The 7,442-nt window shown below is 61.1% G+C and carries 4 protein-coding genes; 3 read left to right on the forward strand and 1 reads right to left on the reverse strand.

Annotated elements, in window-relative coordinates; genetic code table 11:
- Positions 1–21: 21 nt before the first annotated feature.
- The gene (locus tag BHC62_RS20610) at positions 22–1,725 is read left to right on the forward strand and encodes an AMP-binding protein (RefSeq protein WP_070995967.1); all 1,704 of its coding nucleotides are present in this window, start codon (positions 22–24) and stop codon (positions 1,723–1,725) included.
- 396 nt (positions 1,726–2,121) lie between these two features.
- Here BHC62_RS20610 and BHC62_RS20615 read toward each other — a convergent pair whose 3' ends face one another.
- A complete protein-coding gene (locus BHC62_RS20615) occupies positions 2,122–3,237 on the reverse strand; it encodes a Gfo/Idh/MocA family protein (RefSeq protein WP_070995968.1) in 1,116 nt (371 codons plus the stop codon).
- Positions 3,238–3,666: 429 nt separating this feature from the next.
- On the opposite strand from BHC62_RS20615, the gene BHC62_RS20620 reads away from it, so the two are divergent.
- Complete coding sequence (locus BHC62_RS20620) at positions 3,667–4,707, forward strand: YCF48-related protein (protein WP_070995969.1); 1,041 nt, start codon at positions 3,667–3,669, stop codon at positions 4,705–4,707.
- Positions 4,708–4,722: 15 nt separating this feature from the next.
- Positions 4,723–7,098: an RND family transporter gene (locus tag BHC62_RS20625; RefSeq protein WP_029292848.1), complete on the forward strand. Its 2,376-nt coding sequence runs from the start codon at positions 4,723–4,725 to the stop codon at positions 7,096–7,098.
- Positions 7,099–7,442: the final 344 nt, after the last annotated feature.

Raw genomic sequence — 7,442 nt, forward strand, 5'->3', positions numbered from 1 at the left:
AACAACAACAAGGAGACTGCCATGAACGCTGTGAGCCAGGAACAAACCGAACGTATCTGGTTGAACGCCTACCTGCCCGGGGTGCCCACGGACATTGAGGCCGGCATCGAGGACTACCCGTCGTTGCGCGAGGTCTTCCTGGAGCACCTGCACAAGTACCGTGACCGTGTGGCCTACGTCAGCATCGGCACCGAAATGACCTACGCCGCCTGGCAGGCCCAGGGCGTTGCCTTTGCCGCCTGGCTGCAGGCCCAGGGTGTGCGCAAGGGCGACCGCGTGGCGTTGATGATGCCTAACTGCCTGCAGTACCCGATCTGCTTGCTGGGCACCATCCTCGCCGGTGCGGTGGTGGTCAACGTCAACCCGTTGTACACCTCCCACGAACTCAAGCACCTGCTCAAGGACAGCGGCGCCGAGACCGTGGTGATCTTCGAAAACTTCGCCCACACCCTGGAAAAAGTCGTGGCCGGCAGCACCGTCAAACGTGTGGTCATTGCCGCTATCGGCGACCTGCTCGGCACCTTCAAGGGCGCGGCGATGAACTTCATCCTGCGTCGCGTGCAAAAGCAGGTGCCGGCCTTCAATCTGCCAGGCGCGGTGCGCTTCAACACCGCCCTCAAGCAGGGCCGGGGCCTGACGCACACGCCGGTGCCGCTGGCGCGCGAGGAACTGGCATTTCTGCAATACACCGGCGGCACCACCGGCGATGCCAAGGGCGTGATGCTCAGCCACCGCAATATCATCGCCAACCTGTTGCAGGCCAAGGCATGGGTCGGCGATCAACTGGATCAGAACCAGCAAGAAACCAACGTCACCCTGTTGCCGCTCTATCACATCTTTTCCCTGACGGTGAATTGCCTGATGTTCATGTGCCTGGGCGGGCGCAACATCCTGATCGCCAACCCACGGGACGTGAAGCGCGTGCAGATGATCCTGCGCAAGGAGCGCTTCAACGGGATTGCCGGGGTCAACACATTGTTCAACGGCTTGCTGGAGAACGCGGAGTTCCGTGCGCGGGACTTTTCCGACCTGCGCCTGGTGATCGCTGGCGGCATGGCCACCCACACGGCGGTGGCCAAGCGCTGGAAAGAAGTCACTGGCCTGCCGATCATCGAGGGTTACGGCCTGACGGAATGCTCGCCGGTGGTGAGCATCAGCCCCATCGATATCTCACGCATGCGCGACATGGAATTTACCGGCAGCATCGGCGTGCCATTGCCGTCGACCTGGGTGCGCTTCATCCGCGAGGACGGCGCATTGGCTGACATTGGCGAGCAGGGCGAACTGCAGGTGCGCGGCCCGCAGGTGATGCAGGGCTACTGGCAACGCCCCAAGGAAACCGCCGAGGTGCTGGATGCCGAGGGCTGGCTGTCGACTGGGGATATCGGGGTGATGAATGCACAGGGCTTCATCCGCCTGGTGGATCGCAAGAAGGACATGATCCTCGTGTCGGGCTTCAACGTTTACCCCAATGAGATCGAGGATGTGGTGGCCTTGCACCCGGGCGTGGCGGAAGTGGCGGCGATTGGTGTGGAAGATGGGGTGACCGGGGAGAAGGTGAAAATTGTGGTAGTGCGCCGCGACCCGAACCTGACCCAGGAGCAACTGTTGGCCCATTGCCGGGAGTACCTGACGGGCTACAAGGTGCCCAAGTTTGTCGAGTTCCGCACCGAGGAACTGCCCAAGACTACCGTGGGCAAGGTCCTACGCCGGGCACTGCGCTAACTGTAGGAGCCGGCTTGCCGGCGATAGCGGTGGGTCAGTTGATACATCTCTGCCTGAACGGACGCCATCGCGGGCAAGCCCGCTCCCACAGGGAATCTTTATCGGGCAGAGTATTCGGCCACACCACAAATCAAAGGTGGGAGCTGGCTTGCCTGCGATAGCGGTGGGTCATTTGATACATTTCTGCCTGAACGGACGCCATCGCGGGCAAGCCCGCTCCCACAGGGGATCTTTATCGGGCAGAGTATTTTGGCCACACCACCCATCAACTGTGGGAGCTGGCTTGTCGGATCGCTGCACCGCTGCGATAGCGGTACCTCGGCCACCCAAGCAGTGACTGAACCACCGCTTTCGCGGGCAAGTCGCACCGCCGCTCCCACAGGGGGGTATGCAGATTCAGACCTGGTTCACGTTGACCCAGCGCTCTTCCCGCGCAGCGAGGCGAATGGCTGTCGCCAGCCGTTCCACTGCCCACGCCTCCTCGAAATCAGTCCCCGTCGCGCCTTGCCCAGCCAGTGCCATGATCAACTCCTGCACCTCCAGGGTCTTCAACTCGTTGTACCCCAACTGATGCCCCGCCGCCGGGCTGAACGCGGCATAGCCGGGCAGGGCGGGGCCGGCCAGTAAACGCTGGAAACTGTCTGCGCCAGCCCGGCATACCCGCAGTTCATTCAAGCGCTCCTGGTCGAAGGCCAGCGTGCCTTGTGTACCACTGATCTCGAAACTCAAATGGTTCTTGTAGCCACGCTTTAGCCAACTGCTGCTGACGGTCCCGCGCGCGCCGTTGGCAAAGCGCAGCAAGCCATGCACCTGGTCGTCGATCTCGATCGGCCGCCTCTCGCTACTGCCAGGGCTGGCAGGTCGTTGACCGTGGACCGTCTGGCTGTCGGCACAAACGTGCGTGATATCGCCCACCAGATACCGCGCCATCGCCAGCAGATGACTACCGAGGTCCGCCAGGGCGCCGCCAGCATGTCCCACCTCACAGCGCCATGACCACGGCGAGGCCGGGTCGGCCATGAAGTCTTCACTGAACTCGCCCTGGAAACTGATGATCTGCCCCAGTTCGCCCGCTTCAATCATCTGCCGCGCCAGGACGATCATCGGGTTGTGCTGGTAGTTGTAGCCGACCCGCGTCACCACCCCGGCCTCACGGGCGGCGCGGCGCATCGCGTCGGCCTGTTCCAGGCTCACGGCCAGGGGCTTTTCGCAATACACCGCCTTGCCCGCCGCCAGTGCAGCCATGGCCATGGGGTAGTGCAGGTGATTGGGGGTGGTGATGGCCACCAGGTCCACTTGCGGGTCATCGATCAATTGTTGCCAGTCGCCATGGGCCTTGGCGAACCCCCAGGCGCTGGCGCAGCGTTGTGCGCGCTCGGTATCGGCATCGGCCAGGGCCGCCAGCGTCAGGTTGAAGGGCAAATCAAATACCGTACGGGCGTTATTGAACGCCAGTGCGTGGGCACGGCCCATGAAGCCTGTACCGATCAGGCCGATTCCAAGTGCGCGCATGGCGATGGTCCTTTTGATTGTTATTTTCAGGAAGGCAATTAATAGAATAAAAATTCTCAATCATCAATACGTGGAATATAAATATTATCACCTTGTAGGAGCGAGCTTGCTCGCGAAGGTCGCCAACGATGACGCGGGGCTCCAGGCCCCCGAGGTGCTCTGAGGGTGTTCGCGAGCAAGCTCGCTCCTACAGAGAAATGTACGAAGTCATCATTTCGGCGAATGCGGCTATATTCAGCCAGCAGGCAAAAGGCCTTCAGTTAACAAAAGATAACGTAGCGCCGATTGTCAGACGATTCGAAAGCCCGATAGGATGGCCCCTGCTTCCTCAAGGGGCTCTAGATTGCAGGTTTGCGCACTGCGAACACCCTGGAAGGTGTTACGACCTAACAATAATAAATGGGAGAAAGGTCTATGAGTGAGCCTGTCATGGGTGTGGGTTTTTGCCGCCCGCTCGCATCGCGCAAGGTCGCGGTGCTGGCTACAGCGCTCTCGCTGCTGGGGGTTGTCGCGTTGTCGACGGCTGCCCAGGCTGCAACCGAAGCCGCAGAACCTGCGGTATTTGCCATTGAATCGCCAAGGGCCGAAAAAGGCCTGATGATCGACGTCGTGCACGCCGGCAAACGCCTGGTGGCGGTCGGTGATCGCGGGCATATCCTTTATTCCGATGATCAGGGCGTCACCTGGGTGCAAGCCAAGGTGCCGACCCGGCAACTGCTCACGGCAGTGTTTTTTATCGACGAGCAGCACGGTTGGGCGGTGGGGCATGACGCCAAGATCCTCGCCAGCACCGATGCCGGGGCCACCTGGACTGAGCAGTTCAAAGACCTCAGCCGTGAAGCGCCGCTGCTGGACGTACTCTTCAACGACCCCAACCACGGCTTTGCGGTGGGCGCCTACGGTGCGCTGATCGAGACCACCGACGCGGGCAAGACCTGGACCGATGTCAGCGATCGCCTCGACAACGAAGACCAGTACCACCTCAACGCCATCGCCCAGGTCAAGGATGCCGGCCTGTTCATCGTCGGTGAGCAGGGCAGCATGTTCCGCTCCAGCGACGAGGGGCAGACCTGGGAAAAACTCGAAGGCCCCTACGAGGGTTCGCTGTTTGGCGTGATCGGCACCGCGCAGCCCAAAACCCTGCTGGCCTACGGCTTGCGCGGCAACCTGTTCCGCTCCACCGACTTTGGCGACACCTGGGAACCGGTGGCGCTCAAGGCCGCCCGTGGCACCCTGGAATTTGGCCTGTCGGGCGCGACCCTGCTCGACGACGGCACCCTGGTGGTGGTCGGCAACGGTGGCAGCGTGGTAGTCAGCCACGACGATGGCCTGACGTTCAGCGTATTCAACCGCCCGGACCGTATTTCACTGTCGGCGGTGACGGCGGCGGGCAACGGCGACTTGATTCTGGTGGGGCAGGGTGGCGTACGCGTCGCCGAGCCAACTGGCGCCGAACGCAAAAAACAATAAGAAGGCGGGGATAGAATGAGCAGTCATCACAACGATAAAGCGACCTTTCTTGAGCGCCTGATCTTCAACAACCGCCCGGCAGTGATCGTGATCTGCCTGCTGGTGAGCATTTTCCTGTTCTGGCAGGCCACCTTGATCCGGCCTTCCACCAGCTTCGAAAAAATGATCCCGCTGCAGCACCCCTTCATCGAAAAGATGATGGAACACCGCAACGACCTGGCAAACCTGGGCAACACCGTGCGTATCTCGGTGGAGGCCAAGGACGGTGACATCTTCAGCAAGGAGTACATGGAGACCCTGCGTCAGATCAACGACGAGGTGTTCTACATCTCCGGTGTTGACCGCTCCGGCCTCAAGTCCCTGTGGAGCCCCAGCGTGCGCTGGACTGAAGTGACCGAAGAAGGCTTTGCCGGCGGTGAAGTGATCCCGCAGAGCTACAACGGCTCGCCGGAAAGCCTCGACCAGTTGCGCAATAACGTGCTCAAGTCCGGCCAGGTCGGGCGCCTGGTGGCCAACGACTTCAAGTCGAGCATCGTCGATATCCCGTTGCTGGAGTCCTACCCGGACCCGCAGGACCAGGGCAAGTTGCTGGCCTTGGACTACCAGAAGTTTTCCCACGAACTGGAAGACAAGATCCGCACCAAGTTCCAGGAGCAGAACCCCAACGTCCAGATCCATATCGTTGGCTTTGCCAAGAAAGTCGGTGACCTGATCGACGGCCTGATCATGGTGGTGCTGTTCTTCGGTATCGCGTTCGTGATCACCCTGGTGCTGCTGCTGTGGTTCACCAACTGCCTGCGCAGCACGGTCGCGGTGTTGATCACGACGCTGGTGGCCGTGGTCTGGCAACTGGGGTTGATGCACTTCTTCGGGTTCGGCCTGGATCCGTATTCCATGCTGGTGCCGTTCCTGATCTTCGCCATCGGCATTTCCCACGGCGTACAGAAGATCAACGGCATCGCCCTGCAATCCAGCGAGGCCGACAACGCCCTGACAGCGGCCCGCCGCACGTTCCGGCAACTGTTCCTGCCGGGGATGATCGCGATTCTTGCGGATGCGGTGGGCTTCATCACCCTGCTGATCATCGATATCGGCGTGATCCGTGAATTGGCCATCGGCGCTTCCATCGGTGTGGCGGTGATCGTGTTCACCAACCTGATCCTGCTGCCGGTAGCGATTTCCTATGTCGGCATCAGCAAGCGTGCGATCGCCAAGAGCAAGAAAGACGCCAACCGCGACCATCCGTTCTGGCGCCTGTTGTCGAACTTCGCCAGCCCCAAAGTTGCACCCATCTCCATTGCCCTGGCCCTGGTCGCCTTCGGTGGCGGCCTGTGGTACAGCCAGAACCTGAAGATCGGCGACCTCGACCAGGGTGCCCCGGAACTGCGTCCGGACTCGCGCTACAACAAAGACAACAACTTCATCATCAACAACTACTCCACCAGCTCCGATGTGCTGGTGGTGATGGTCAAGACCAAGGCTGAAGGCTGTTCGCGCTACGAAGCCATGGCGCCCATCGACCAGTTGATGTGGAAGATGCAGAACACCGAGGGCGTGCAGTCGGCGATCTCCCTGGTGACCGTGTCCAAGCAGATGATCAAGGGTATGAACGAGGGCAACCTGAAATGGGAAACCCTGTCGCGCAACCCGGATGTGCTGAACAACTCCATCGCCCGTGCCGACGGCCTGTACAACAACAATTGCTCCCTGGCGCCGGTGCTGGTGTTCCTCAACGACCACAAGGCCGAGACCCTCGACCGCGCGGTGCATGCGGTGCAGGAGTTCGCCAAGGAAAACAACAAGGACGGCCTGGAGTTTATCCTCGCCGCCGGTAACGCCGGGATCGAAGCGGCCACCAACGAGGTGATCAAGGAAGCCGAGCTGACCATCCTGATCCTGGTCTACCTGTGCGTGGCGACCATGTGCATGATCACCTTCCGCTCCTGGGCGGCGACCTTGTGCATCGTGCTGCCGCTGGTGCTGACCTCGGTGCTGGGCAACGCGCTGATGGCGTTCATGGGCATCGGCGTCAAGGTCGCGACCTTGCCGGTGGTGGCGCTGGGCGTGGGGATTGGTGTGGACTACGGCATCTATATCTACAGCCGCCTGGAAAGTTTCCTGCGTGCCGGCCTACCGTTGCAGGAAGCCTACTACCAGACGCTCAAGTCCACCGGTAAAGCCGTGTTGTTCACCGGCCTGTGCCTGGCAATCGGCGTGTGCACCTGGATCTTCTCGGCGATCAAGTTCCAGGCTGACATGGGCCTGATGCTGACCTTCATGCTGCTGTGGAACATGTTTGGCGCACTGTGGCTGTTGCCGGCACTGGCGCGGTTCCTGATCAAACCCGAGAAACTCGCGGGCCAGAAGGGCAACTCGTTGTTTGCCCACTGATCAGCAGCCCCCTGGGGCCCATAAACTGTGGCGAGCGGGCTTGCCCCGCGCTGGGCTGCGCAGCAGCCCTAAAACCCAGCGCTATGGTGTATCTGCCACACCGCATTCGACTTACTAGGGCTGCTTTGCAGCCCAGCGCGGGGCAAGCCCGCTCGCCACAGCGGCCCTATGCGACCACATAGCCAGGGTTTTATCGCTCGAACGACAGAAACCAACGCTCAGCCAACGCCTTGCCAATCAATCCACGGTGTATGTCTACCACCGCCTGGGTGCCCTGCGGCTTGTCCAGCAGCTCAATGCACAAAAACTGTGGCGAGCGGGCTTGCCCCGCGCTGGGCTGCGCA

It is taken from the genome of Pseudomonas sp. 06C 126, assembly GCF_001855215.1.
In the GTDB taxonomy this organism is placed as follows: domain Bacteria; phylum Pseudomonadota; class Gammaproteobacteria; order Pseudomonadales; family Pseudomonadaceae; genus Aquipseudomonas; species Aquipseudomonas proteolytica.